This window comes from Streptomyces sp. NPDC111520 (genome assembly GCF_055635295.1).
Map to the genome: position 1 here is coordinate 133,302 of NZ_JBVKBW010000016.1, position 24,207 is coordinate 157,508.

Sequence of the window (24,207 nt, forward strand, 5' to 3'; positions counted from 1 at the left end):
CGGGCGGCCCCCGGATGCGCGGTGGCGGGGCCGGTGCCAGAGTCGGGAGCGACCGCGCATCCCCGTGGGCCGTGGGGTGTCCGCGCGCCGCCGTAGGGACGTCCTCCCGGCGGGCACGCGGCTCCGAGGCCGCCGGGGCCGGTAGCGGTCGCCAGTGGGCGCCGTCTTCGCACGCGGAGCACGGCCGCCCGGGACACCGACCGAGAGGCCGACGTGGGAAGCTCGGATGCGGGAGCGGACACCGAGGTGGTGGCGGCGGTCGAGGCCGAACTGTCCGCCTACATGGCCGAGCGGCGCCTCACCGGATCGGGTGTCCTGCCCGCCGACGCCGCCCTGGCCGGCGTCCTCACGGAGTTCGTCTCACGGGGCGGGGCCCGGCTGCGCGCACGATGCGTGTGGTGGGGCTGGCTCTGCGCCGGCGGGCCGCCCTCCGGGGAGGGGATCGCGGTGCCGGTGCGGCTGGGGGCGGCGCTGGAACTGCTGCAGGCCTGCGCGCTGATCCACGACGACGTGATGGACCGTTCGGACACCCGGCGCGGCGGCCCCGCGGTGCACGCCCACTTCGCCCGGGAGCACCTCGTGGCCGGCTGGTCCGGTGACGCCGCCGCCTACGGGTTCGCCCAGGCCGTGCTGGCCGGGGACCTGGCCCTGGTGTGGGCCGAAGACCTGCTCCGGACGGTGCCGATGGACTCCGTCGTACGGCGCCGCGTCGAGGAACTGTGGCAGGCCATGCGCTCGGAGATGGTGGTGGGCCAGCACATGGAGCTGCGCCTGCAGGCCGAGCGCTCCGACGACCCGCAGGCGGCGCTGCGCACCGCCGAGCTGAAGTCCGCCCTCTACAGCGTCGCCCGCCCCCTGGCCGTGGGCGCCGTCGCCGCAGGCGCGGACGACCGCACCACCGAGGTCCTGCACGAGTTCGGCCGCCGGACCGGCCTGGCCTTCCAGCTCCGTGACGACCTGTTGGGCCTCTACGGCGACCCCGCGGAGACCGGGAAGCCGACGGGCGACGACATCCGATCGGGGAAGCCCACCTACCTGACCGCCGTGGCGGTGCAACTGGCCCGCAGGTCCGGCTCGCCCGGAGCCGAGGCCCGTGTCCGTGCCACGCTCGGCAACCCCCTCGCGGACGAGACGGAGGTGAAGGCGTTCCGCGGGCTGTTGCGGGAACTGGGCGCGGTGCAGGCGGTGGAGGCCAGGATCGCCGCGCTGGCCGACGAGGCCGCGGCCCTCCTGACGACCGGTCTCCTCGCGCCGCGGGGCATCCGCCCGCTGGCCGGGCTGGCCCGCCGCATCGGCGCGGTGGCCCTCGCATGACGCCCACCGCCGTCCACCGGGCGCCCGGACGCGAGGAGGCCCGCCGATGAGGACCGTCCAGGGCCGCACCGACCACGTGGTCGTCGTCGGCGCCGGGCTGTCCGGTCTCGCGGCCACCCTCCACCTGCTGGGCGCCGGGCGCAGGGTGACCGTACTGGAACGCGCCGCGGGACCCGGGGGCCGCGCGGGCCTGCTCGAACTGCGGGGCTACCGCATCGACACGGGACCGACCGTCCTGACCATGCCCGACCTCCTCGAAGAGGCGTTCGCGGCCACCGGTGGCACCCTCGCCTCGCGCGTGGAACTGCGGGCGCTGCACCCCGCCTACCGCGCGCGGTTCGCCGACGGCTCCGCCCTCGACGTCCACACCGACCCGGACGTGATGGAGGCCGAGGTCGCCCGGTTCGCGGGCGGGCGCGAGGCACAGGGGTACCGGCGGCTGCGGTCCTGGCTGGGCGAGCTGTACCGGGTCCAGATGCGCAGCTTCATCGACGTCAACTTCGACTCGCCCCTGTCGCTGCTCACCCCCGACCTGGCCCGGCTGGCGGCGCTCGGCGGATTCGGCCGGCTCCAGCCGCGCATCGCGCGCTTCGTCCGGGACGAGCGCCTGCAGCGGGTGTTCTCCTTCCAGGCGCTGTACGCCGGGGTGCCGCCCGCCCGGGCACTGGCCGCCTACGCCGTCATCGCCTACATGGACACCGTCGCCGGCGTGTACTTCCCGCGCGGCGGCATGCACGCGGTCGCCCGCGGGCTCGCCGCCGAGGCCACCGACGCCGGGGCCGACCTCCGCTACGGCTGCGAGGTCGCCGCCCTCGAACGCGGTCACGGCGGCAGGGTGACGGCCGTCCGCACCCGCGAGGGCGAACGCATCCCCTGCGACGCCGTGGTGCTCACGCCCGACCTGCCGGTGGCGCACCGGCTCCTGGGGCGCGTCCCCCGGCGCCCGGTACGGCTGCGCTGGTCCCCGTCCGCGTTCGTGCTGCACGCCGGGACCCGCCGCACCTGGCCGCAACTGGCGCACCACACCCTCTCCTTCGGCGCCGCCTGGACCCGGACCTTCGACGAACTGACCCGTCTCGGACGCCTCATGAGCGACCCCTCGCTCCTGATCACCCGCCCCACGACCACCGACCCGTCCCTCGCACCCGAGGGCCGGCACCTGCACTACGTCCTCGCCCCCTGCCCCAACCTGGCCACCGGCCGCGTCGACTGGGACCAACTGGCTCCCGTCTACCGGGACCGCCTGATGGAGGAACTGGACAAGCGCGGGCTGGAGGGGTTCGAGGCCTCCGTCGAGACCCTGCGCACGGTGTCGCCCGCCGACTGGGCTGCGGCGGGGCACGCGGCGGGCACGCCCTTCTCCGCCGCCCACACCTTCGCCCAGACGGGCCCCTTCCGCTCCCGCAACCTCGTCCCCGGCGCCGGGAACGTCGTCCTGGCCGGCTGCGGGACCGTCCCGGGCGTCGGAGTGCCCACCGTGCTGATCTCCGGGAAGCTCGCCGCCGCCCGCATCGCCGGGGACCGCGCGGTGGCACGGCGGCGGCCACGGAGGGCCGTCCTGTGACCACCCGCGAACTCGACGCCGCCGGGATCACCGAGCCCGCGACACGGGACGCCTACACGCGCTGCCGCGCGCTGAACGCACGGCACGGCAAGACCTACTTCCTGGCCACCCGGCTGCTCACCCCGGACCGTCGCCCCTTCGTCCACGCCCTCTACGGCTTCGCCCGCTGGGCCGACGACATCGTCGACGCCGAGGACGGCCACCGCGCCGACGCGCCCGCGTCCCGCGCGCGGGACCTCGCCGCGCTGGAGACGGTGCTGCTGGACGGGCTGCGCAGCGGCCGGGCGGAACACCCGGTCGTCACCGCGCTCGCCGACACCGTCCGGCGGCACCGGCTCGACCACGCGCTGTTCACCGACTTCATGGCCGCCATGCGGATGGACCTGACCGTCACCGCGTACCCCACCTACGCCGATCTCGCCGCCTACATGCACGGTTCGGCCGCGGTGATCGGCCTGCAGGTGCTGCCGGTGCTGGGCACGGTCACCGCCCGGGAGGAGGCCGCGCCGGCGGCGGCGGCCCTCGGGGTCGCCTTCCAGCTCACCAACTTCCTGCGCGACGTGGGGGAGGACCTGGACCGCGGCCGCGTCTACATCCCCGGCGACATCCTGGCCGCCCACGGGGCCGACCGCGCCCTGCTGACCTGGTGCCGCGGGCGCGGCACCACCGACCCGCGGGTCCGCAGCGCCCTGCGGGAGACCGCCGCCCTCACCCGGGCGGTGTACCTGCGGGCCGCCGTCGGCATCCCCCTGCTCGCCCCTGTCTCACGCCCCTGCGTCCGGACGGCGCTGGTGCTCTACCGGGGCATCCTCGACGAGATCGAGGCCGCCGACTACCCGGTGCTGCACCGTCGCGTGGCCGTGCCCCGGCACCGCCGCGTCCGCGAGGCCGCCCGCGGTCTCGCCGGCGTCGTCTCCAGCCGCGTCACCCACCGGGCGTCCCCCCGGACGGTGGCGTGCGGTACCGCATCCGACACGCCCGAGGAGTCGACCGTATGAGCCGCTCCGGCCGCCCGTTCCATCCGCTGTCCCTGCTCTCCGGGGGCGCGTGGCGGGACCAGCCGCCGACCTGGCGGGAGGCCAGGCCCGCCCTGATCGCGTCCGCGCTCAAGCGCGCCCAGGCGCGTCCGTCCGGCAACTGGTACGTGGTGGCCGCCAGTACCGAGGTCGTCGATCGGCGCGTCACCGGGAGGACCGTGGCGGGGCTCGAAGTGGTGCTGTGGCGCGACCGGCGGGGGCAGGTCCGGGCGGCGCCCGGCGCCTGCCCGCACCTGGGGGCCCCGCTGTGCGAGAGCTTCGTGCGGGACGGCACGATCGTCTGCCACTGGCACGGCCTGGCGTTGAAGCCCTCGGGACACCCGGGGTGGGAGCCCTACCCGGCCCACGACGACGGCCTGCTGGTGTGGGTGCGCCTCGACGCCGCCGGTGGTGAGGAACCCTCGGCGGCGCCGTCCGTCCCCGCGCGGCCCGCCCCCGCGGCCTCGCTGGCGGCGGTCATGACCGTCGCCGGGCGGTGCGAGCCCGAGGACGTCGTCGCCAACCGGCTCGACCCGTGGCACGGGGCCTGGTTCCACCCGCACTCCTTCGCCGACCTCACCGTCGTCGAGGCGCCCGCCGCCCACGGCACGGACGCCTCCGGCGCCGAAGCGGACCGCTTCCTGGTCGACGTGTCCTTCCGGGTCCGCGGACGTCTCGGCGTCCCGGTACGGGCCGAGTTCACCGCACCCGGGCCGCGCACCGTGGTGATGCGGATCGTCTCGGGGGAGGGCGCCGGCAGCGTCGTCGAGACCCACGCCACCCCGCTCTGTCCCGGCGGCGACGGACGGCCGCGCACCGCCGTGACCGAGGCCGTCGTCGCCCACTCACCGCGTCCCGGCTTCACCCTCGCGCGTCGCGCCGCACCGTTGCTCCGGCCGTTGCTGCGGCGCACCGCCGCCCGCCTGTGGCGCGACGACCTCGCCTACGCCGAGCGCCGCTACGCCCTGCGCGGCCAGGGCCGGTTCCCCGGCTGAGACCCCGCCGGCGTGCGCGGCGGGGGCGGCGCGGCGCGGTCAGCCCCGGCGTGCCAGCGCGCGCATGACGGGGTTGCGGCCACCGACCGGGACCGACCACAGCGGGTGGCCGCGCACCCCCCAGGTGGCCAGGAGGGCGTTCGCCGCCTCCATGCCCGTGGTGGCCGCCCGTTCCATCAGGGCGACGGGGAGCGCGGTCCGCACGTGGTCGCCGGCCAGCACCAGCCGGGGGTGGGACGTGCGGACGGTGGGCCGGTCCCGGTAGCCGCCCACGGCGAACAGCGGGCAGTCGCGCCGCCATTCGTGGCGGCTGTCGACCACGGCCGCCGCGGCGCACTCGGGGTAGATCCGCGACAGTTCGCGGCGCATCGCGTCCTGGACGGAGTCGCGGTCGGCCGCCGGGCCGACCGCGTAGGCGTGGAGTTCCACGACCGAGCCGCCGGTCGCCGCCGCCCAGCGGGCCGCCTCTCCCTCCCAGTGGCTGAGGACGCTGACGTTGTCCACCGGGCCGTAACCGCTCGTCCCCAGGAACCCCGGCCGGTCCTTCCGTACGGGGCGGTCCAGCCAGTAGCGCGAGACCAGGAACGGCGGTGCCTGGCGCAGCCGTTCGACCCCCGCGCGCCAGGCGCCGGTCCCCAGACCGGGCGACGCCGCGGCCACGGCCTGCAGGCCGGCCGTGTCGAGGGCGAGGACGACGGCGTCGTAGCGGTGCTCCTCCGGCGGCGGGGACGTCGTACCGGTGGCGGCGACCGCCAGGCGGAAACCCTCGTCCTCGGGGCGCACGGCGAGGACGGTGCTGCCGGTGCGGACGCAGGCCCCGAGGCCGGACAGGTGCCCGGCCAGCGGTTCCCAGAGCGCCTGCGGGTAGGGCTCGTCGGGCACGTCGAACAGCAGTCCTTCGGAGGATCCCAGGAAGTAGATGTGGAACATCAGCACCAGTTCCGCGGCGGACAGCTCCTTCGGATCGGCGAAGAAACTGCGGGAGAACACCTCGAAGGCCAGGTCGCGGGCGTCCTCCGGGAACCGGACCTCGTCCAGGAAGGCGGACGCGCTCACCCCGTCGAGCCGCTCGTACACCTCGGGCACGCGTACGTCGAGCAGCGGCAGGGCGGCCCGCGGGTTCATCCGGGTCAGGCTCGACCAGCCGAAGGCGGGGCTGAGCGCGACGAAGCCCAGCACGCTCCACGGCGGTGTGCGCGGCACGTGGCGGAAGCCGTCGCGGGCGCCGGTGGCGCGCTGCAGCGGGTAGTCGGCGAGCGGCCGCAGCCGGTGAAGGCCCGGGTCGGTCCGGCGGAGCAACGCGCGGAGGTTGTAGTACTGGCGGAAGAAGGCGTGGAAGCCCCGGCTCATCGTGACCTGCCGGCCGTCGGCCAGAGCGGTCCGCCATCCGGCCGCCCGGCCGCCGAGGTTCTCCTCCCGTTCCAGCAGGTCGACGCGCACACCGCGTTCGGCGAGCACGACGGCGGCCGCGATCCCGGCGATCCCGCCGCCCACCACGGCCGCGCGGGGAGCGGGCGCGGGCACCCGTGCGGCACCGCCCCGCGCCGGCCACAGCACGGCCCTGCGGTCACGGCCGGGACGGGCCGGCCGGGACGGGGGGTTCACGGGCATGCGGTGGCCTTTCGTCGCGGGACCAGCGGGAGTTCCAGCAGTGAGCGCAGCATGGCGGGCACCGGCGTGCCCATGCCGATCGCCCATTCGTCGCGCAGGGTCGACGTGCCGTCGAGGAAGCGCAGGACCCGCTCCGGGGGATTGCGCCGGAACAGGCCCTCGAAGAACGCCGCCCCGCCGGCCCGGCCGGTCGCCAGGGCGCGCAGCATGACGGCGTCCATGAGGCGGTGGCGGCCCGCGTGCGGCACCGGGGGCCGCGGGGTCCGGCCGGCGTGCCAGGCGGCGGCCACCGCGGCCGACTGCCGCTGGATGGCCGCGAAGGCGTAGCCCGTGGAAGGCCGGGTGGCGCCACCGGCCACCCCGATGCGGAACACGCTCTCTCCCGCGGACCGGGGGAACCGGCCGTCCGTCATGGGGATGACCCCCTGCTCGACCGCGGTGACCACATGGCCGTCCGGCCGCCACACGCGGTGCACGTACTCCTCCAGCGCCGCGTCGTAGGCGGGCCCGGTCAGCGGCGCGGCGGAGAACTCGGTGTACTCCACCAGTGCCTCGCGCGGTGTGAAGGGCAGCACGTAGGCGAAGGACAGCCCGTGCGCGGGCTGGGGGGTGCGGAAGTCCATCAGGTCGGCCACGCCGGGCTCGAAGCGGTCGCTGCCGGTGGTGACGAACCAGCCCCTGAAGTGCTGCAGGAGCGTGGTGCGGGCCGGCGGCAGTTCGCCCGGGGGCCGCGAGTCGAAGGCCCAGCGGGCACGGAGCCGGACCGGACGGCCCTCGGCGTCGCGGCCGAGCACCTCGGCGCCGCCCGGCACGTCGCGCACCTCGTCCACGGTCGCCTCCACCCTGCGTACGCCGGGCCGGCCGGCGAGCAGCGCGCCGACCCCGTGGAGGAAGTCGGCCGAACGGATCATCCGGTACGCGCGCGGGGAAGTGAACGACACGCGGCGGCCGTCCCTGGCGGTGATCCGCAGCCGGTGCCAGCGGGCGGCGACCAGGTCGTCGAACTCGTCCCGCCCGTCCGCCCAGGAGCACCAGGTGCGTGCCGGCGAGAGCACGGGGGAGCCCGCCGGGGGCTCGACGAGCACGATCGACGCGGGGCGGCCGTCCGGGCCCGGCGCGGTCGTCAGACGGTGCGCCAGGGACAGTCCGGCGGCGCCCGCCCCGACGATCACGACGTCGGCGGCGCCGCGGACTCCGGCCTCGGTCAACGGATCCTCCCGGACGGTGGTGCGTGCGCAGCGGTTGTGGCGATGATCGCCGTTTCCGCGGCCCGCGGGGGCGACGGCCGGGCCGGACACGCGGTGGTTGACCCGTCCGTGGGTCAGCCGCGCCGGGGTGCGCCGCGCGGTGGTGCGGGGTGGGATGGGCAGCGGGCGGGCGCGGCGCGCGTCCGTCCCGTCCCGCAGTCCCGTCCCGCAGTCCCGGCAGCGCAGGAGCCCGTCATGACCGTGATGCACGATGGTGAACTCGCGTCCGCGTTCGACCACGCGGCCACGCTCTACGACCGGATGGTCGCCGCCAATCCGGGCTACCACGCCCATCTGCGGCGGTCGGCCCGGCGGCTGCGACTGCCCGCCGGCGGGTCGGGGATGCGGCTGCTGGACCTGGGGTGCGGCACCGGCGCGTCCACCGCCGCGCTGCTCACCGCGGCCCCGCGGGCCCGGATCACCGCCGTCGACGCCTCGGCGGGCATGCTCCGGATGGCGGCCGCCAAACGGTGGGGTCCCGGCGTGACATTCGTCCACGCCCCTGCCGAGCGGCTGGCGGAAGCGGGGGCCGCCGGTCCCTTCGACGCGGTGTTCGCCGCCTACCTCTTCCGCAACGTGGCCGACACCGATCTGGTCCTCGCCCGGGTGCGGGACGCGCTGGCCCCCGGCGGGCGCATCGCGATCCACGAGTACACCCTCAGCGGCAGGCCGCGCCATCGCGCGGTGTGGACGGCGGTGTGCCGGGGGCTGCTGCTGCCCGTCGCCCGGCTGACCGGGGACCGCTCCCTGTACGAGCACCTGTGGCGCAGCGTCCTCGCCTTCGACACCGCCGACGCCTTCGCCGAACGGCTGCGGCGGGCGGGATTCACGCAGGTCCGGGTGCTGCCCCTGCCCGGCTGGCAGACCGGAGTCGTGCACACGTTCGTGGCGCGGGCGCCGGTCGCCGGGCCGGTCCGGCACCGGGCGGGGTCCCCGGCTCCGGGGGAGCCGGGGACCCCGCCGCTCTCAGAGGGACCTGCGCGCGGAGGCCGCGCCGTTCGGTGAGCCGCTGATCGTGAACTGGGAGCCGGGCTCGATCAGTACGCTGCCCTGGGCCGAGTTCGTGATCGTGACGTTCGTCAGGGTGGCACTGCCGCGGGCGCCGCTCATCGCGAGGATGCCGGAGCCGTTCACGGAGTTGTCGATGCGGACGTCGGTGACCTTGACGCCGGGCATCGTGCCGCCGCCGGTCTTGAACTGGATGCCGTCGTAGGTCGAGTCGTGGATCTCGGTGTCCCGGATGGTCACGCCCGGGATGTCCGTGCCCTGGGCGAAGAGCGTGATGGCGCCGAACTCCTGCGCCTCGCCCCAGAACGCGCCGCCGGTTCGGTACAGGGCGTTGCCGGAGATGAGCGTCTGCCCGGAGAACGGGATCGGGTCGTGGTCGGTGGCGAGCATGATGCCCGGGTAGTTCATCGTGTCGGAGACGATGTTGTTCTCGATGGTGTTGCCGTAGCCGCCGTAGACCGCGATGCCGTTGGCGCGCCAGGGCAGCTGGATCGTGTTGTTGCGGAAGTGGTTGTCGTGGCCGACGTCGACGGAGGTGTCCTTGACGTACTTGCTGGCCCAGACCGCCAGGGCGTCGTCGCCGGTGTTGCGGAAGGAGGAGTTGAAGACGGTGGAGTTGCGGGTGCCGTTGGCGAAGTTGATGCCGTCGGCGTAGGTGTCGCGGATCCGCACCCCGGAGAACTCCAGCCCGTCGCCGGGGCCCCACAGTTCGGGGATGTTGGAGTAGTCGCGGCCGGCCCAGACGCCCACGTTGGCGTGCTCGATCCACACGTTGGTGATCTTCGTGTCCTTGCCGAAGCGCCCGTTGAGGCCGACGCCGCCCTCGGCGTTGCCGTCGCCGCCGCGGATCGTGCCCGAGCCGAAGATGGCGATGTCGGAGATCTGGGTGTTGTCGTCGATGTCGAAGCCGAAGTTGCCCTCGTGCGGGTGGTTGATGCCGCCCGCGTTCTGCGGCGGGGTCAGGGTGTAGAGCTGGGAGTGCCACATGCCCGCGCCGCGGATGGTGACGTCCCTGATGCCGACCTGGTTGTACTGGCCGCGGTTGAGCGGGTCGTCGGTGAGGATCTTCTGCTCCTGGCGCCACTGCCCGGCCGGGATCCACACGCAGGCGATCTGCCCGTTCTGGTCGGCGGTGACCGCCCGCTGGATGGCGTCGGTGTCGTCGAGCCCGTCGCCGGGGACGGCCCCGTACTCGGTGATCGACGTGCAGTTGGCCGGCTTGCTCAACGGGGCGGCGACCTGCTCCAGGTCGATCAGGTCGATGACGTAGTAGGCCGCAGAGTCGCCCGCGTCACGCTGCAGGCGGAAGGTGGTGCCCTGCGGGTAGCTGCGCGACAGCAGCGCGTGCGACTCGTCGAACAGCCGCCGTGCGTCGCCGCCGGGCCGGTTGGTCAGCCCCTCCGGGTCGTCGGTGCTGCCGTACAGCCAGCTGTGCTTGGAGGACAGGGACAGCTTCTGCACGAACGTGCCGTCGGCGTAGAGGCTGATCGTGGCGTCCGATCCGCCGCCGCCCGGGGCGTCGGGGACGGAGTTGCGCACCACGATGGAGTTGGTGGGCGTGGTGGAGGTGAACTCGACGTACTGGCCGCCGGAGTCGAGGCGGACGGACTTGCGGCCGGAGGACTCGGTGGCGAAGTTGGTGTGCCCGAAGGTCCGCTTGGCGTCCGCCGTGAGCAGGGTGCCCTGGTAGCGGCCGTTCTCCGCCTCGTACTCGGTGTACGGCATGGCCGCGCCGCGCCCGACGACGAGGGGCTTGGCGAGCACGTTGTTGTTCTCGTTCGTCTCGGCGACCACGCCGGTGGCGTCCGCGGTGGCCGTGAGGGTGGCGCCGCCCGCGGTCGCCGTCCAGGTGCCGCTGATCGCGACGTTCACCGTCGCGCCCGCCGCGACCTGGCCGGTCGTGCCGTTCAGCGTGGTGGAGCCGGCCTGCAGCCGGGTCACCGAGCCGGCCGCCGCGGCGGTCGTGCCGCGGTTGTGCACGGCGACGGTGAAGGAGACGGCCGAACCCACCGCCGGATTGGCCGGGTCGGTGGTGATGCCGGTGACCTCGAGGTCCGGTCCGGGGGCCTGGCCGACGACCAGCCGGTCCGCGGCGTTGCGGCTGTTGTTGCTGTCGTCCAGTTCCGCCACGGTGTTGCGCGGGTCGACGACCGCGGAGACCGCGTAGCTGCCGGCCGCGCGGGTGCCGGTGGCGACGGCGACCGTGGCGGACTCGCCCGGGTCGAGGGCGGGCACCGCGGCGGACCCGGCGAGCGTGCCCTCCACGTTCACGTCCACGGTCGTCGCCGCCGAGCGCGCGGTGCCGGCGTTGCGGACCCCGGCGTTCACGGTGACCGCGTCGCGCTCGGACGGGGTGGCGGGCGTCCAGCTCAGGCCCGTCACGGTGAGGTCGGGCGCGGGAGCTGCGGTGCCGACGACCTGGAACTCCGCGACCTGACCGCCGGGCGCGCCGGAGTTGGCGGAGAACCGCAGCCGTAGGTCCTCCCAGCGGCCGCTGACCGGGATGGTCACCGCGTTGCCGCTGCCGGGGCTGAAGGTGTAGTCGGCGCGGTCGCGCAGCGAGGTGAAGCCGGTCGCGGACGGCGCGCGGCCCAGCACCTGGACGGCCTGGGTGCGGGCCGCCCACACCGGGTCGGGGTTGAGCTTGACCACGACGCCGGTGACGTCCGCGGCCGAGCCGAGCTTGACGGTGAGGTCCGCCGGGTGGCCGGCCGCCTCCCAGTAGGTGGACGTGGAGTCGTCGGTGGCATTGGCGGCGACGAAGTTCTGCACCGAGGAGGTCGCCTCGACGGGCTTGTTGCGCGCCAGGTTGGTGCCGGTGGGCGGAGGGTCGGTCGGGCCGCCGTCCTCGCCGTACACCTCCAGCTCCGACAACTGTGCGGCGTTCCAGCCGGTGTTGCCGGTGACGTTCACGCGGACGTAGCGGGCGTCGGCGGGCGAGGCCAGGTCCACCGCGACGGTGTTGGCCTGCGCCGGGTTGAACACCCGCCCCGCCGAGGCGGCGAGTGTGCTGAACGAGGTGCCGTTGGTGCTGCCCTGCAGGGACAGCGTCTCGGTCCGGGTCTCCCATCCGGAGGGCAGCTTGAGCACGATCCGGTCGACGCCGCGGGTCGCGCCGAGGTCGACCTGCACCCACTGGGGGAAGGAGCCGGCCGGGCCCTCCCAGTAGGAGGCCTGGGTGCCGTCGGTGGTGTTCCCGGCCGGGTACTCGCCGTGGGAGCCGCCCGCGGTCGCGGGGCGGCCGAGCGCGAGGTTGACATCGGCGGCGGCGACGTCCGAGGCGGTGGGGGCAGCCGCCGCGGGAGCGGACAGCGGCAGCAGCGCGAGGGTCGTGAGCCCGGCCAGGGCGGCGGCGGACAGCGACCGTCGGCCGAGGGGTCTCCAACGCATGGGGTCCTCTATTCCGTGGGGGGCGGGGCGCGCGGCAGGCGGCGGGCGAGGAGGAACCGGGGAGAGCGCGAGGTGCAGCGGGAGCAGGGGAAGGAGTGACCGGGGAGGGCCGCTCCGTCGGGAGAGCCGGCCATGCACGCCAATTGAGTCAGGCAGTCAACTTCTTGCGGAAAGCGCGTCATTAGGTTTCTCGGGCGTCTCGGATTTGTCAACAGCTTGTAATCCAGGCGCAGTTGGCATCCGTTGGCGCTTGCGTCGCTTGCGGAGCGCTTGCGTACGACAGAACGTGCGCGGTGGCGGCGTCGATCCTGGCAGATCCGCCACGGGACCCGGCCGAGGCGCGGCTTCGGTGCATCGCGTCCGCGAACGCAACGCAATTTATTGAGTGCTCTACGCAAGATCGCTGGCTTCGGGCATGCGAAAGGCCGGTGCCCGGCACGTGGTCGTGCCGGGCACCGGCCCGTCAGGACGTCACTTCAGGCCGAAGGCCCGGGTGACGGTCTGGGTGACGCCGCCGCCGTTGCGCTGCTCCGCGGTGACGCGGATCGACACGTAGCCGGCGCGGCCCGGCGCGTCGAGAGCCGCGCGCCAGGTTCCCTTCTTCTCCTTCAGTCCCTGCCGCAGCCAGGTGACCCCGTCGTCGTAGGAGACGTCGAGCCGGACGGAGGAGACCGCGTCCGCGGCGGCCGAGCCGCCGAGGACCACCGGGGTGACGGCGAGTTCCGACCCGCGCTCCGCCCTGCCCTCGGCGTCCAGCTCCGTGCCGTAGTCCAACTGCACCAGCGGGACGGCCTGGACGCCCTCCGGGGCGCCCGAGGTGAAGCGCCACTCGGTGCGGGTGGCGGTCGAGTACGGGCTGAGCCCGGGGTCGCCCTTGGTGTCGACGACCAGCCGGTAGGGGAGCGGCTCCGGCGCCAGGTCACCGACGCCGAACCAGGGGTAGCCCTCCATCCGGGACAGCTCCCGGTCGCCCTGGTAGAACGAGATCGCCTGGTACATGCCCGATCCTCCGCTGTGCGCCGAACCCGCGTCGCCGAAGCCCTGGATGTAGGCGCTCATCGCGTTCTCGCCGCGGTAGGGGAGATCGGAGGTGATCATGCGGGGCCGGGTGATCGGCCCGTACCAGCGGTCCTCGTGCACGCTGCCCGGCCGGTAGGTCACCAGGTCGGTGGACGAACTGCCCCAGCCGTCCAGTGCGGCGTTCTGCTGCCACTGGACGCCCGCGGTGACCCACTCGGTGCGGCGCCCGGGGGCGGCCGTCTCGGCGGGGAGCGCGTTGGGCGAGAACCCCTTGTACGGCGGGTAGTCGTAGGAGGGGAAGTCCAGCCGCGACTCGACGACCCGCCGCCCCGGGGGCGGGGTGAAGTCGACGTCGACGCGGGCGAGACTCCGGGCGTCCGTCCTGGCCGACGGGTCCGCGGGCACCTTGCCGAGGTGCTGGTCGACCAGGTCGTACAGGTACGCCGGCGCGGGATGCGCCTCGACGGCGAGCCGTACGGCCTTCCCGCCCGCTCCGGCGATCTCCCGGATCAGCTCCTCGCCCTCGTCCAGGGTCAGGGACGCGACCGGGACCTGTCCGGTCGTCACCTGGTCCGGTTCCCCGTACCAGTCGCTCTTGCGGCCCTCGCGGTCGTTGACGACCACGAGCAGCGCCGCACCGGCCGCGTGTGCCGCGGCCGCCTGGTCGGCGGGGGCCACGGCGTCGCTGCCGCGGACCACCACGGCCCGGCCGCGTGCGGACACCCCGGCGTACTCGGCCTGTGAGCCGGTGCCGGCGAAGACGGCGTCCAGGTGCGCGGTGCCGTCCCGCATCGGCCGGGAGCCGGGCTGCACGAGGGCGTCGTCGAGGTGCCGGCCCCGGTAGGTGATCGCCAGCGGCGTCTGCTCGGCGCGGATGCGGGTGGTGAAGGCGAAACTGCCCTTGCGCACCGTGTCCTTGGTCGGCAGCGCCCACAGGCTGTCGTAGACGGCCGAGGGCCAGATCCGCTCGCGCAGCGCGTTGGCGTCGCCGGGCGTGGGGGTGGCGGAGGTGAAGGAGCGGTACAGGTCGATCCTGCTGCTCACGACGCCGGTCGGCCGGGGCGTCGCCACCTTCACCTGGCGGGCGCGGGAGGCGTCCAGTTCCACGACGCGGTCGCCGGTGAGCTCGACCTCGGGGGCCGTCAGCACCGCGAGGCCGAGGGAGTGGGGTCCGCCCAGGCCCCGTACGTCCGCCAGCGACGCGACCATGTAGGTGCCCGGCGCCCAGCGGCTGGTGAGCGATCCGTCGGGGACCCACAGGTAGGTGGACGTGCCGTCCGCGTTCCTGACCTCGACCTCGCCGCTCACGGGACGGCCGTCACGGTCCTTCAGCCGGACCGTCAGGTCGTGCTTCTCGGACTCGACGGAGATCCCCGCCGCCGTGTGCAGCTCACCGCCCGCGTGGCGTGCCGTGACGAGGGCGGCGTACTGGCCCGCCGCCAGGCCCTGGGCGTTCGCCACGACCTCGGCCGTGGCCGTGCCGTTCGCCGGCACCGTGATCCGGTCGCCGGAGAGCGCGAACACCCCCACCGGGGAGTCGCCGCGGTCGACGGAGAGCCGCAACGTGACCGGGCGGGCGGTGGTGTTGGTGTAGGTGATCTTCCGCTTGACCGGCGGCCGCTGCGCACCGGGCGCCCACCGGACGAGCCCCGCGTCGACCGATCCGGTCGCCACGACCGCGTCCTCGGTGTACGCGGCGGCCACGTCCAGCCGGCCGGTACCGGCCTGGTAAGGGCTGTAGCCGGGGGTCGGGACGCTGGTGCCCATCAGGGCGTCCTTGATCCGCTGCCCCGTCCAGAGCGGGTGCTTCTGCGCCAGGAGCACGGCCGCCCCGGCGACGTGGGGCGTGGCCATGGACGTGCCGCTGTCGATCCGGTAGTAGCCCTCGCCCCACTCCATGTACTGCGAGCGCGCCGCCAGCACGTCCACGCCGGGGGCGGTCATGTCGGGCTTGAGGGCGTCGCCGTTCATGCGCGGGCCGGCGCTGGAGAACTCGGCGAGGTGGTCGGACGCGTCGACCGCGCCCACGGTGAGCGCGGCGTCGGCCGTCCCCGGCGCGGCGAGGCTGTAGGCCCCGGGCCCGTCGTTGCCCGCGGCGACGACGAAGAGCGCACCGGTCTCGGCGCTCAGCCGGTTCACGGCCTGGCTCATCGGATCGTCCTGGGTGTGCCAGCCGCTGACGCCCAGGCTCATGCTGACGACCTTGGCGTGCTCGGTCCGCACCGCCCACTCCATGCCGGCGATGATCCCGGACACGGTCCCCGATCCGTTGTCGCCGAGGACCTTGCCGACGACCAGGTCGGCGCCGGGGGCGACCCCCCGCTCCTTGCCGTCCGAGGCGGCGCCGGTGCCGGCCACGGTGGACGCCGTGTGGGTGCCGTGCCCGTTCCGGTCGACGACGCCGTCACCCCCGACGAAGCTGCGGGTCGCCACGACGCGGTCCGCCAGGTCCGGATGGCCGGCGTCCACCCCGCTGTCCAGGACGGCGACCCGCACCCCCGCCCCGGTGCCGCCCGCGGCCCAGGCGGCGGGCGCGCCGACCTGCGCCGTGGTGTCGGCCAGCGTCGCCTTCGCCCGGCCGTCGAGCCACACCTGGTCGACGCCGGCCGAGAAGCGCGGCTCCGCCGCGGCGCCCTCGGGCAGGGGGGCCAGCCGCGCCGACGACTGCCCGCCGTCCCGTCCGGAGCCGGTGAGCGCCGCCCAGAGGCCGGCGGCCTTCGACCGCTCGGCGCGCACCGCCTCGCCGCCGACGGAGGGAAGGCTGAGCGTGGTCCGCGCCCCGGGCAGTTCGGCGCGGGCCTTGAGGGCGGCGGAGCCCTCGGCATGTGTGACGATGAGGGGCAGCGCGCTCAGGTGCCCGTCGTCGTAGCCCTGGGCAACCAGCTGTGTGACGTTGAACAGCTGCTTGTCGAGGCGTCCGGCGGCGATGTACGCCAACGCCTCGTCCGGGTACACATAGGTGTCCCCGCCCTCCGTGGCGACCCGCACGGAGCCGGTGGCCCCCGGTGCGCGCTCGACCTGCACCGCCGGGGCGTTGCCCTGGGGTCCCTCAGCCACCGTCACCTTGTCGCCGGTGATCAACGTGACCGTAGCGGGCGGGCGTCGGTCGGTGGCCGCCGCGGATGCCACGGTGTCCGTCGCGGAGGGGGAGGCGCTGTGCGCGGCTCCAGGGCTCACGAGTGCGGCGACGAGAGCCGTGGCTGCCGCCGCTGCGTATCTTCGGGGGAAACGGGGTCTCACATTGCCCTCCAGAGTGGATGATCGGAGGAATCTGATCACCAACGAAGAGGCCGTGTAAAGCACTTGAACTCCGCACTAACGGACTGTAGCCTTCTGTGTTTTCCGTACGGATGGCGCCGATTGCCGATGTGTATTCTGGCGTGAGTTCAGGAACCCCGCTCACCTGCTGGTATGCGCAAGGGATATCGCCCCGGCCGACGTGTGGAAGAGCGCCCGGGCAGTTCACTTGCCGGAAACAAGGGAATGCGGCGTGCGGTGGGGCGCGGGTCCCGCCCTCCGCGAAAGTTTCGACGGGACCGCTGCGCGTGGAAATCAATGATCACGCCGATGTGGCGTGAATTCGGGAGCGCCCGAAGATGTCGCCATTTGTGGGGCCAAAGACCCGGGCGGACCCGGCCGTACACGCCAACTGCTCGTGTCCGCATGCCGGTTGGTGTGCGAGACTGCCGGGACCGAGAGCACGACCGGCCCTCCTCGCGCGACGGAGTCCGTCATGACGACCGGCACCCCCCATCCTCCGCGGATCGACACCGGCCGGGCCCACCCGGCACGCGTCTACGACTGGCTGCTGGGCGGCAGCGACAACTACCCCGCCGACGAGGCCGTGGGCGGGAAGCTGCCGACCGAGGCGCGTGACGCGGCGCGGCAGAACCGGCAGTTCATGCAACGAGCCGCCGAGTGGCTCGCCGCGCAGGGCGTCGACCAGTTCCTCGACATCGGCTCGGGCATCCCCACCGAACCCAACCTGCACCAGATCGTCCAGCGCGTGACGCCGGCGGCCAAGGTCGTCTACACCGACAACGACCCCCTGGTGCTGCACCACGCGCAGGCGCTGCTGGCCGGCCGTCCCGAAGGCGTCACGGACTTCCTCCACGCCGACGTCCGCCGGCCGGAGGAGATCGTGGAGCACGCCCGCCGCGTCCTGGACCTCACACGACCCGTCGCGCTGTCGCTCGTCGCGCTGCTGCACTTCGTCCCCGGCGAACAGGACGCCCACGCCATCGTGCGCACCCTGCTGTCCGCCCTGGCCCCGGGCAGCCACCTCGTCCTGTCGCACGCCGCGTCCGACCTCCAGCCGGAGCTCGCGGCGCAGGTCACCGCCGAGTACGCCAAGGGCGGCATCCGCCTCGCCTTCCGCACCCGCCCGGAGGTCGCCCGCTTCTTCGACGGGCTGGACATCGTCGCCCCCGGCCTGGTGACGGCCCCGGAGTGGTTCAGGCCGCCGCAGGCGCCGGCCCCCGAGGGCAGCGGGATCCACGCCGGAGTCGCCCGCGTCCCCTGACGCCCGCAGAGGCCCGGACCGGCGAGGACCGGCCGCGGGCCGGGGTGGAACCGGTGATTGCCCGGGAGGTGTGTCGCGCTCCCGTCGACGTGAGCCCGTGCCCGTGCCCGCACGCGCACCGCGGCCAGGCGGGTGATCGCACTCGCTCCTGCAGCCGGTCGCCTTGCCTGCGCAAGGGGCCCGGTCCAGCCTCGGAGCGTCCCGCTGTCCACGACACGCAGCGTCAGGAGTCTCCCGGTGCCCGTATGCGAAGTCTGCGGTAACGATTACGAGATGGCCTTCGAGGTCCGCGCGGCAGGCGCCCTCCACATCTTCGACAGCCTGGAGTGCGCGGCGCAGAAGATCGCCCCGATCTGTGAGAACTGCCAGTGCCGGATCCTGGGGCACGGCCTCCAGTCCGACGGCCGGTTCTTCTGCTGCGCCCACTGTGCACGTCAGCAGGGCCACGCCGAACTCGTCGACCACACCTGATCCCCCCCGGGGCCGCCGCCTCAGCTCCGTGCGGAGCGGGCCCCGCGGGCGTACGACGGACGGCGAACGCCGACGGAGGATGTGGTCATGAGCGACGAACACGACATCACCTTGCGGGTCAAGGACGACACCGGAGAGACGATCTTCGAGATCCGTGAGCACACGTCCCTCAAGCAGTTGATGGACACCTACTGCGCCAAGACGGGGCGTTCCCGCAAGGGGCTCGGTTTCCTCGTCAGAGGCGCACCCTGCAGCGCCACGGAAACGCCCGCCACTCTGGGCCTCGTGGACGGCGACGTCATCGACGTCGTGCCCGCATGACCCGAAGGAGACGGCTCGGCCGGGGCCCGCGCCGGCTCGCCTCGGGGTCCGTCGTCGCCGGTCCGCGGGCTGGGGCCGTGCACCCCGTCCGCCCACGGGCGGGGCAGGGCCATCCGGGGGAGACTGGACGGGAGGGAGCGCCGCACGCCCTCCTGCCGCCGGCGGCGCCGTGCCGCAGGCCCGGCACCCGGTCCCGGGATCCCGGAGAGGGGCGACGATGGGGGAGTGGACCTGGTCGTACGAGGGCTACGACCCCGCCCGGGAACGCCTGCGCGAGGCACTGTGCACCCTGGGCAACGGCTACTTCGCCACCCGCGGCGCCGCCCCGGAGACGGTCGCCGGTCCCCACCACTACCCCGGCACCTACGTCGCGGGCTGCTACAACCGTCTCCACTCGGCCGTCGCCGGGCGGAAGGTCGAGAACGAGGACCTGGTCAACCTGCCCAACTGGCTGCCGCTGCGGTTCAGGATCAGGGAAGGCGGGATGTGGTTCACCCCCGACGACGGCACACTGCTCGAGCACCGGCAGCGCCTCGACCTCCAACACGCCACCCTGACCCGGACGTTCCGGCTGCGTGACTCGCGCGGGCGGACCCTCGCCGTCGAACAGACCAGGCTGGTGCACATGCAGGACCCGCACCTCGCCGCCCTGCGCACCGTCTTCCACGCCGAGGGCGGCTGGTCCGGGGAACTGGAGGTGGAGTCCGCACTGGACGGCGACGTCCACAACGCGGGCGTCTCCCGCTACCAGGACCTGAACGGACGTCACCTCACCGGAACGCAGACCGGGACCTCGCCACCCGACACGGTCTGGCTGCGGTGTCGTACGACGGTCTCCGACCTGGCCGTCGCGCTCGCCGCCCGCACCCGCGCCACCCCCCATCCGGCGGCCGCCCGGTCACTGGAGGCCGGGGAGCACACCGCCGTGCACCGGCTGACCGTCCCCGTGGAGCCGCACCGGCCGGCCGTCGTCGAGAAGACCGTCGCCCTGCACACGTCCCGCGACCGGGCCATCAGCGACCCGCTGCACGCCGCGCTCGACCGTGCCGAACGGGCCCCGGACTTCTCCGGCCTCCTCGACTCGCACGCCGCCGCCTGGGAGCGGCTGTGGCGCCGCGCAGGCCTGGACGTCCCCGGCGCGGCCGGACGGATCCTGCGGCTGCACGCCTTCCACGTCCTGCAGACCCTCTCCCCGCACACCGCCGAGCTGGACGTCGGCGTGCCCGCCAGGGGCCTGCACGGAGAGGCCTACCGCGGACACGTCTTCTGGGACGAGCTGTTCGTGCTGCCCTACCTGGACCTGCACTTCCCCGAGGTGTCCCGGTCGCTGCTGGAGTACCGCCACCGCCGCCTGGAGGAGGCGTGCCGGGCGGCCGAACAGGTGGGCTGCACCGGCGCCATGTACCCGTGGCAGAGCGGCAGCGACGGGCGGGAGGAGACCCAGACCCTCCACCTCAACCCGCGCTCCGGACGCTGGCTGCCCGACCACACCAGGCTCCAGCACCACGTCGGCTCCGCCGTCGCCTACAACGTCTGGCGGTACGGCCAGGCCACCGGCGACACGGAGTTCCTCTACACCAAGGGCGCCGAGATGCTGCTGCAGATCGCCCGTTTCTGGGCCTGCCTCGCCACCTGGGACCCGGACTGCGAGGACGGCGGCCGCTACCGCATCCGCGGTGTCGTGGGACCGGACGAGTACCACGACGCCTACCCGGGCTCCCCGACACCCGGTGTCGACGACAACACCTACACCAACGTCACCGCCGCCTGGGTGCTGGACCGCACCCTGGAACTGTGGCGCGCCCTCCCGGCGCCGCGCCGCGACGAACTCCGCGAGCGCACGGGCCTCGGGCCGGAGGAGACGGACCGCTGGGAGGACGTCTCGCGCAAGCTGTACGTCCCCCGGCACGCCGGTGTGATCAGCCAGTTCGCCGGCTACGGCGAGCTGGAGGAGCTGGACTGGGAGGGCTGCCGCGCCCGGCACGGCGACATCCGCCGGCTGGACCGGATCCTGGAGGCGGAGGGGGACTCCGTCAACCGCTACCAGGCATCCAAGCAGGCCGACGTGCTCATGCTGGGCTACCTCTTCCCGCCCACAGAACTGCAGCGCGTCTTCGAGCGCCTGGGGTACCCGCTGGACGACGCCACATGGCGGTCGACGGTCGACTACTACCTGCGGCGCACCAGCCACGGGTCCACCCTCAGCGGACTGGTGCACGCCTGGGTGCTGGTCCGGGCCGACCGGTCCGACGCCTGGTCCTGCGCCCAGGAGGCACTGCTGGGCGACGTCACCGACGTCCAGGGCGGCACCACCGAGGAAGGCGTCCACCTGGGGGCCATGGCCGGCACGCTCGACCTCGTGCAGCGCGGCCTGACCGGCCTGGAGGCCCGCGACGACGCCCTGTGGCTCGATCCGGTGCCGATGCCGCAGCTGTCGACGTTCGCCTTCACGGTGCGCTACCGGGGCCACTGGGGCGTCCGCGTCCACGTCGACGGGGAACACGTCAGCATCGCCGTCCCCGTCTCCGCGGCGGGACCCGTCCGGGTCCGCCTCGGCGGCCGGACCTGGTCCGTCCCCCCGGGCCGCTTCCGGGTGCTCGACCTGCCGGCCCGGTGACACGGCCGCGCGGCAGCGGGCCGTCCACCGCGTGGCGTGACCGATCGACTACTGTGCGTCGCATGATGTGGCGAGCGGGTCAGCGCGTCTCCCCGCGCGGGGTGCTCCTGCTCCTGGCCACGCTCGTGTTCACCGGCATCCATCTGGTGGCCTGCGCGCACGGCCCGGAGCGCGCCGGCAACGACACCCTCGCCGCCGCCTCCGCATCCCCGGCCGCCTGCCGGCCCGCGGACGACGCCGCGCCGCCCGGGCAGGACGCGGCCCGCGGCGGCAGGCCGCGGGACGACCACCACGCGCTGTGCGGGGTCGCCCTCGACCGGCTCCCCGACCCCCGCCCCCGGCCCGTCGGCGCTCCCACGGGTCCCGGCCCCGAGGGCGTACCGCCGGCCGCGGAATCCGCGCCCCACCCGTCCCGCGCCGCACCCGAAAGCGCCGGCCGTCCCTGCGCCTCGCAACGGTCCGGCCCCGGAGCACTGAGCCTGCTCTGCGTATCGCGGACCTGACAGGGCACCGGCCCGCCCTCCCCGCACCGTGCGAAGGGCCCGGCCGCCCGCGCCCCTCGATCCGTACGAGCAGCGGCCGCGCCACGGCGACGGCCGCAGGAGAGACACGTATGAGCACCCTCCCCCGCCCCGGCACGCCCACCTCCCCGGCCGAACTCCCGGCCGGCACGGCGCCCCCGCGCCGCACCCCGGCCGGACTGGTCGGCAACACACCCGTCCTGTGGGTCGGATCGCCCTTCGTCCCCGACGGCCGCGGCTTCTGGGCCAAGCTCGAGGGCTTCAACCCCGGCGGCATCAAGGACCGCTCCGCGCTGTACATGATCGAGGCCGCCCGCGCCCGCGGCGAACTCCTGCCCGGCGCGCGGATCGTGGAGTCGACCAGCGGCACGCTCGGCCTCGGGCTGGCCCTCGCGGGCGCCGTGCACGGGCACGCGGTCACGGTGGTCACCGACCCCGGCATGGAACCGCCCCTGGTCGCCCTGCTCACCGCTTACGGCGCGACCGTCGAGGCCGTCACCGCACCGCACCCCGTCGGCGGCTGGCAGCAGGCCCGCCGCGACCGGGTGCGCGAACTCCTGGCCGAGGACCCGGCCGCATGGTGCCCTGACCAGTACCACAACCCGGACAACGTCGCCGCCTACGCCGTCCTCGCCCACGAACTCGTCGCCCAGCTCGGCCGCATCGACGTCCTCGTCGCGAGCGTGGGCACCGGCGGGCACTCGGCCGGGGTCAGCGGCCCGCTGCGCGCGTTCTTCCCGCACCTGCGGCTGGTCGGCGTCGACACGACCGGGTCGACGATCTTCGGCCAGCCGCCGGCCGCCCGGCTCATGCGCGGCCTGGGCAGCAGCATCCACCCCCGCAACGTCGACTACCCGGCGTTCGACGAGGTGCACTGGGTGGCCGCCGCGGAGGCGGTGTGGGCCTGCCGCCGCCTCGCGCGCGACCACTACGCCACCGGCGGCTGGAGCGTGGGCGCGGTCGCCCTGGTCTCCCGCTGGCTGGCCCGTACGCTGCCGGCCGAGACCCGGGTCGTGACCGTCTTCCCCGACGGCCCGCAACGTTACCTCGGCACCGTCTTCGACGACCCGTACTGCCGGTCCCACGGCCTGCTGGATCACGAACCGTCGGAGGAGCCCGAGGAGATCGCCCACCCGGGCGAGACCGTGGTCGACCGCTGGACCCGCTGCACCACCGTCCGGGACCCGCTCGCCGGAGCGCCGGACCTCCGTCCCGACGGCACGTCCTTCGAGGCCGCCCGGTGAAGGGCCTGTGGCGGCAGGTCCGCTCCTTCGACACCCCGGCCCGGCTGCTGATGGCCAACCAGTTCGCCATCAACCTGGGCTTCTTCATGCTCATGCCCTATCTCGCCGACCACCTCGCCGGCGGCCTCGGCCTGGCCGCCTGGGCCGTCGGCCTCGTCCTGGGCGTACGGAACTTCTCCCAGCAGGGCATGTTCGTGCTCGGCGGCACCATCGCCGACCGCTTCGGCTACAAGGCGCCCATCGTCATCGGCTGCACCCTGCGCACCGTGGGCTTCGCGCTCCTGGGCCTGGTCGACTCCCTGCCCGCGCTGGTCGCCGCCTCGGCCGCCGCGGGGTTCGCGGGCGCGCTGTTCAACCCCGCGGTCCGCGCCTACCTGGCCGTGGAGGCGGGCGAGCGGCGCGTCGAGGGCTTCGCCCTGTTCAACGTCTTCTACCAGGCGGGCGTCCTGATCGGTCCGCTCGTCGGCCTGGCCCTGCTCGCCTGGGACTTCCGGGCGGTGTGCCTGACGGCCGCGGCCGTCTTCGCGGTGCTCACCGTCCTGCAGTGCCGGGCCCTGCCCGACCGGCGGCCGGCCGACGACCCCGGCAACGGCAGCAGCAGCGCCTCCGGCACCGGCCCCGGCGCGGTGGCCGGCGTCCTCGGCTCCTGGCGGCAGGTGCTGGGCAACCGGCCGTTCATGCTGTTCTCGCTGGCCATGATCGGCTCCTACGTGCTGTCCTTCCAGGTCTACCTGGCGCTGCCCCTGCAGGCCCACCGGCTGCTGGGCAGCGGCGGACAGGCCGTGACCAGCGGCCTGTTCATCGTCTCGGCCGTCGTGGCGGTGCTCGGACAGCTGCGCATCACCGGCTGGGTCCGGGCCCGCTGGAGCGGGCCGCAGGCGATCGTCGGCGGGATCCTGCTCATGGGCCTGGCCTTCGCCCCCCTCGCCGCGAGCCCCGACCCGTCCGGGGGGACGCCGAACGCCGTCGTCGCGGTCGCCCTGCTCGTGATCGCCGTCGCGGTGCTCGCGGTGGGCAGCGCGGTGGTCTACCCCTTCGAGATGGACACCATCGTCACGCTCTCCGGAGAACGCCTCGTCGCCACGCACTACGGCTGGTACAACACCGTCTCCGGCCTGGGCATCACCGTGGGCAACCTCGCCACCGGCGCCCTCTGGGACGTCGCGGACAGCGGCCACAGGCCCTGGCTGCCCTGGCTCGCGCTGACGGCGACCGGCCTGCTGTGCGCCGGCTGCGTCCATCTGCTGTCCCGCGCCGGGGGCCTCGCCGCCGTCGCACGCGAACCGGCCCTCGCCTGACCCCCGGCCCGGGCACCCGCCCGGCCGCACCCGCCCGACCGCGCCCGC

Annotated in this window: 16 protein-coding genes; 12 read left to right on the top strand and 4 right to left on the bottom strand. The window is 74.4% G+C overall.

Going from position 1 to position 24,207, the window contains the following annotated elements:
* Positions 1–213 precede the first annotated feature (213 nt).
* The 4 genes from ACZ7MY_RS31990 to ACZ7MY_RS32005 are packed head-to-tail and all read left to right on the top strand — an operon-like array spanning position 214 to position 4,889.
* Positions 214–1,314 carry a polyprenyl synthetase family protein gene (locus ACZ7MY_RS31990; protein WP_499606781.1) on the top strand — a complete coding sequence of 367 codons (1,101 nt, stop codon included), beginning with the start codon at positions 214–216 and terminating at the stop codon, positions 1,312–1,314.
* Positions 1,315–1,360: 46 nt separating this feature from the next.
* Positions 1,361–2,878, top strand: coding sequence for a phytoene desaturase family protein (gene crtI / locus ACZ7MY_RS31995; protein WP_499606782.1), 1,518 nt, complete (start codon positions 1,361–1,363; stop codon positions 2,876–2,878).
* Positions 2,875–3,876, top strand: coding sequence for a phytoene/squalene synthase family protein (locus ACZ7MY_RS32000; protein WP_499606783.1), 1,002 nt, complete (start codon positions 2,875–2,877; stop codon positions 3,874–3,876). The genes crtI and ACZ7MY_RS32000 overlap by 4 nt, the downstream gene beginning before the upstream one ends.
* Complete coding sequence (locus ACZ7MY_RS32005) at positions 3,873–4,889, top strand: Rieske (2Fe-2S) protein (RefSeq protein WP_499606784.1); 1,017 nt, start codon at positions 3,873–3,875, stop codon at positions 4,887–4,889. Before ACZ7MY_RS32000 ends, ACZ7MY_RS32005 begins: the two co-directional genes overlap by 4 nt.
* 39 nt (positions 4,890–4,928) lie before the next feature.
* Here the strand turns inward: ACZ7MY_RS32005 and ACZ7MY_RS32010 are convergent, their stop codons facing one another.
* Both ACZ7MY_RS32010 and ACZ7MY_RS32015 read right to left on the bottom strand, forming a co-directional pair.
* Positions 4,929–6,500 (bottom strand): FAD-dependent oxidoreductase, encoded by a 1,572-nt coding sequence (locus tag ACZ7MY_RS32010; protein ID WP_499606785.1) that lies wholly within the window; start codon positions 6,498–6,500, stop codon positions 4,929–4,931.
* Entirely contained in the window at positions 6,491–7,708 is a 1,218-nt protein-coding gene (locus ACZ7MY_RS32015; RefSeq protein ID WP_499606786.1) for a lycopene cyclase family protein, read from the bottom strand. Before ACZ7MY_RS32015 ends, ACZ7MY_RS32010 begins: the two co-directional genes overlap by 10 nt.
* Before the next feature lie 234 nt (positions 7,709–7,942).
* On the opposite strand from ACZ7MY_RS32015, the gene ACZ7MY_RS32020 reads away from it, so the two are divergent.
* Positions 7,943–8,752, top strand: coding sequence for a class I SAM-dependent methyltransferase (locus ACZ7MY_RS32020; protein WP_499606787.1), 810 nt, complete (start codon positions 7,943–7,945; stop codon positions 8,750–8,752).
* On the opposite strand, the gene ACZ7MY_RS32025 is transcribed toward ACZ7MY_RS32020, so the two are convergent.
* Both ACZ7MY_RS32025 and ACZ7MY_RS32030 read right to left on the bottom strand, forming a co-directional pair.
* On the bottom strand, positions 8,714–12,145 hold the full coding sequence (locus ACZ7MY_RS32025; RefSeq protein ID WP_499606788.1) for a CARDB domain-containing protein: 3,432 nt from the start codon (positions 12,143–12,145) through the stop codon (positions 8,714–8,716). The two genes, ACZ7MY_RS32020 and ACZ7MY_RS32025, sit on opposite strands and share 39 nt — an antisense overlap.
* Positions 12,146–12,616: 471 nt before the next feature.
* Positions 12,617–16,222 carry a S8 family serine peptidase gene (locus tag ACZ7MY_RS32030; protein WP_499606789.1) on the bottom strand — a complete coding sequence of 1,202 codons (3,606 nt, stop codon included), beginning with the start codon at positions 16,220–16,222 and terminating at the stop codon, positions 12,617–12,619.
* Positions 16,223–16,898: 676 nt separating this feature from the next.
* On the opposite strand from ACZ7MY_RS32030, the gene ACZ7MY_RS32035 reads away from it, so the two are divergent.
* The 7 genes from ACZ7MY_RS32035 (at position 16,899) to ACZ7MY_RS32065 (ending at position 24,159) form a co-directional block, all read left to right on the top strand.
* Complete coding sequence (locus ACZ7MY_RS32035; RefSeq protein ID WP_499606790.1) at positions 16,899–17,687, top strand: SAM-dependent methyltransferase; 789 nt, start codon at positions 16,899–16,901, stop codon at positions 17,685–17,687.
* A 237-nt stretch (positions 17,688–17,924) separates the two neighbouring features.
* Entirely contained in the window at positions 17,925–18,158 is a 234-nt protein-coding gene (locus tag ACZ7MY_RS32040; RefSeq protein ID WP_499606791.1) for a metallothionein, read from the top strand.
* An 87-nt stretch (positions 18,159–18,245) separates the two neighbouring features.
* Positions 18,246–18,479, top strand: coding sequence for a ubiquitin family protein (locus ACZ7MY_RS32045; protein WP_499606792.1), 234 nt, complete (start codon positions 18,246–18,248; stop codon positions 18,477–18,479).
* A gap of 217 nt (positions 18,480–18,696) precedes the next feature.
* A complete protein-coding gene (locus tag ACZ7MY_RS32050; protein WP_499606793.1) occupies positions 18,697–21,096 on the top strand; it encodes a glycoside hydrolase family 65 protein in 2,400 nt (799 codons plus the stop codon).
* A gap of 62 nt (positions 21,097–21,158) precedes the next feature.
* Positions 21,159–21,599 (top strand): hypothetical protein, encoded by a 441-nt coding sequence (locus ACZ7MY_RS32055; protein WP_499606794.1) that lies wholly within the window; start codon positions 21,159–21,161, stop codon positions 21,597–21,599.
* A gap of 110 nt (positions 21,600–21,709) precedes the next feature.
* Entirely contained in the window at positions 21,710–22,861 is a 1,152-nt protein-coding gene (locus ACZ7MY_RS32060; RefSeq protein WP_499606795.1) for a PLP-dependent cysteine synthase family protein, read from the top strand.
* The gene (locus ACZ7MY_RS32065; RefSeq protein WP_499606796.1) at positions 22,858–24,159 is read left to right on the top strand and encodes an MDR family MFS transporter; all 1,302 of its coding nucleotides are present in this window, start codon (positions 22,858–22,860) and stop codon (positions 24,157–24,159) included. Before ACZ7MY_RS32060 ends, ACZ7MY_RS32065 begins: the two co-directional genes overlap by 4 nt.
* Positions 24,160–24,207: the final 48 nt, after the last annotated feature.

Coding starts and splice junctions, on each gene's coding strand:
- crtI (WP_499606782.1), top strand. CDS start 1,361: ATGAGGACCGTCCAGGGCCGCACCGACCACGTGGTCGTCGTCGGCGCC.
- ACZ7MY_RS32005 (WP_499606784.1), top strand. CDS start 3,873: ATGAGCCGCTCCGGCCGCCCGTTCCATCCGCTGTCCCTGCTCTCCGGG.
- ACZ7MY_RS32010 (WP_499606785.1), bottom strand. CDS start 6,500: ATGCCCGTGAACCCCCCGTCCCGGCCGGCCCGTCCCGGCCGTGACCGC.
- ACZ7MY_RS32020 (WP_499606787.1), top strand. CDS start 7,943: ATGACCGTGATGCACGATGGTGAACTCGCGTCCGCGTTCGACCACGCG.
- ACZ7MY_RS32025 (WP_499606788.1), bottom strand. CDS start 12,145: ATGCGTTGGAGACCCCTCGGCCGACGGTCGCTGTCCGCCGCCGCCCTG.
- ACZ7MY_RS32035 (WP_499606790.1), top strand. CDS start 16,899: ATGACGACCGGCACCCCCCATCCTCCGCGGATCGACACCGGCCGGGCC.
- ACZ7MY_RS32045 (WP_499606792.1), top strand. CDS start 18,246: ATGAGCGACGAACACGACATCACCTTGCGGGTCAAGGACGACACCGGA.
- ACZ7MY_RS32050 (WP_499606793.1), top strand. CDS start 18,697: ATGGGGGAGTGGACCTGGTCGTACGAGGGCTACGACCCCGCCCGGGAA.
- ACZ7MY_RS32055 (WP_499606794.1), top strand. CDS start 21,159: ATGATGTGGCGAGCGGGTCAGCGCGTCTCCCCGCGCGGGGTGCTCCTG.
- ACZ7MY_RS32060 (WP_499606795.1), top strand. CDS start 21,710: ATGAGCACCCTCCCCCGCCCCGGCACGCCCACCTCCCCGGCCGAACTC.